Consider the following 2,059-nt stretch of genomic DNA (forward strand, 5'->3'; position numbering starts at 1 on the left):
GCTGGGCCGGCGCGCCGCCCGCGGCCCGCGCGAAACCGTGCTGCGGGTCGCCGACCTGGAAGTCGACCTGCTGACCCGCACCGCCTCCCGCGCCGGCAAGGCGATCGACCTGCAGCCGCGCGAACTCAAGCTGCTCGAAATCCTGATGCGTCATGCCGGCCAGGTCCTGACGCGGGCGATGTTGATGGAACTGGTCTGGGATTTCCATTTCGACCCGCTGACCAACCTGGTCGAAAGCCATATCAGCCGCCTGCGCGGCAAGGTCGATCGCGGCCATGTCGAACTGATCCACACCGTCCGCGGCGCCGGATACTGCCTGCGCGCGCCCGATCCCGTTGCCGGTTAGCGCGCCGGCCGGATCGCGGCGCGGCTGGCGGCTGTGGCGCACGACCGTCTTCCGCCTCACCCTGGCCTACGCCGCGTTCTTCGCCCTGGCGGGGATGGCGCTGCTCGTCGTCATCCTGTGGTCGGCGACCGGCTTCATGACGCGGCAGGTCGATGCCTCGATCGCCGCCGAGATGGCCGAGGTAATGGCCGATGCCGCCGACCCGGCGCTCCACGGCGATCCGTACAAGACGGTCATCGATTCCCTGGCCCGCCGCTCGCCGGCATTCCAGTACCTTCTGCAATCGGCCGACGGCAAACCGCTGGCCGGCAACATGCACGCGCTGCGCCCGGTGCCCGGGATCCGGCTGATGCTGCGCGACCATCGCCTGGGCCATGAAAATAATCCCGAACCGACCGTCCTCCACGGCCAGGGCCGCGTCCTGCCCGACGGACGCTTCCTGTTCGTCGGACTGAACGTCTACTCGGTCGCCGAAATGCGCCAGTCCCTCGCCCGCGCCTTCCTGTGGTGCCTGGGGCCGATCCTCGCGCTGGGGCTCGTCTCCGGCTTTCTGCTCAGCATGAGCATGGCCCGCAAGGTCGAACGGATCAGCGTGGCCAGCCGCGCGATCATGGATGGCGACCTGTCGCAGCGCATCGCGCGCGGCGGCGGCGGCGACGAATTCGACCATCTCGCCGACAGCCTCAACGCCATGCTCGACCGCATCGCCACCCTGATGCTGAACCTGTCGCAGGTCACCAACGACATCGCCCACGATCTGCGCACGCCCCTGACCCGCCTGCGGCAGAAGCTGGAACTGGCCGAACGCGACGACCTGACCCGCGACGCCCTGCGCGAGGCGCTGGCCGGCGCGGGGGGCGAGCTGGACCGCATCCTGTCCACCTTCTCCGCCCTGCTGCGTATCGCCCAGATCGAGGCCGGCAGCCGGCGCGCGGGCTTCACCGCGCTCGACCTGCGCCCGCTGCTGCAAACCCTGCACGAAGCCTACGCCCCCGTCACCGAGGAAGGCGGCCAGACCATGACGTTCCAGCCCGGCCCCCTCCCCCTGCCGGTCCAGGGCGATCCCGAATTGCTGACCCAGCTCGTGGCCAACCTGATCGAAAACGCGATCACCCATGCCGGCCCCGGCGCGGCGCTCGCCCTCGACGCGGGGCGCACCGGCGAACGGGTCCACATCACCGTCAGCGATACCGGGCCGGGCATTCCCGCCGGCCTGCGGCAGAAGGTCCTGCAACGTTTCTTCCGGCTGGAATCCAGCCGCACGACGCCGGGCAACGGCCTGGGCCTCAGCCTGGTCGCCGCGATCGCCGGGCTGCACGATGCCGAACTCACGCTGGACGATAACCACCCCGGCCTGCGCTGCACCCTGACCTTCGCCGCGGCCGTCCGAAGCACTCTGTAAAAATCCCGAACACGTCGGCGTGAAACGGCAGCAACGCCGTTGCGCCCTCCCCCCGGCAGGCGCATACAGCTTCACATCGAAAGTCCTTTCTTTCGATATGAAAGATGATCGCGCCATGTCGATCGGTACCCGAAGCACGGTCCTGCAACGCCGCCTGCACATCGCCGAACGGATCCGGCAGCAGGGACAGGTGCGGGTCGACGCGCTCGCCCGCGAATGCGGCATCTCCACGGTCACCATCCGCGCCGACCTCGCCTATCTCGAGGACCAGGGCCTGGCCATCCGCACCAGCGGCGGCGCGCGCGCGACCG

The 2,059-nt window shown here is 69.4% G+C and carries 3 protein-coding genes; all 3 read left to right on the forward strand.

The features are described 5' to 3' along the window. Positions 1-346 (forward strand): winged helix-turn-helix domain-containing protein (locus HUK84_RS15940; RefSeq protein WP_176641160.1); only part of this gene is annotated, 346 nt, incomplete at its 5' end. Beyond that, positions 336-1,748: a sensor histidine kinase gene (locus HUK84_RS15945; RefSeq protein ID WP_176641161.1), complete on the forward strand. Its 1,413-nt coding sequence runs from the start codon at positions 336-338 to the stop codon at positions 1,746-1,748. The genes HUK84_RS15940 and HUK84_RS15945, both read left to right, overlap by 11 nt. Positions 1,749-1,863: 115 nt before the next feature. Continuing rightward, positions 1,864-2,059 (forward strand): DeoR family transcriptional regulator (locus HUK84_RS15950; protein ID WP_176641162.1); only part of this gene is annotated, 196 nt, incomplete at its 3' end.

The organism is Nguyenibacter vanlangensis (genome assembly GCF_013376155.1).
Taxonomy (GTDB): Bacteria; Pseudomonadota; Alphaproteobacteria; order Acetobacterales; family Acetobacteraceae; genus Gluconacetobacter; species Gluconacetobacter vanlangensis.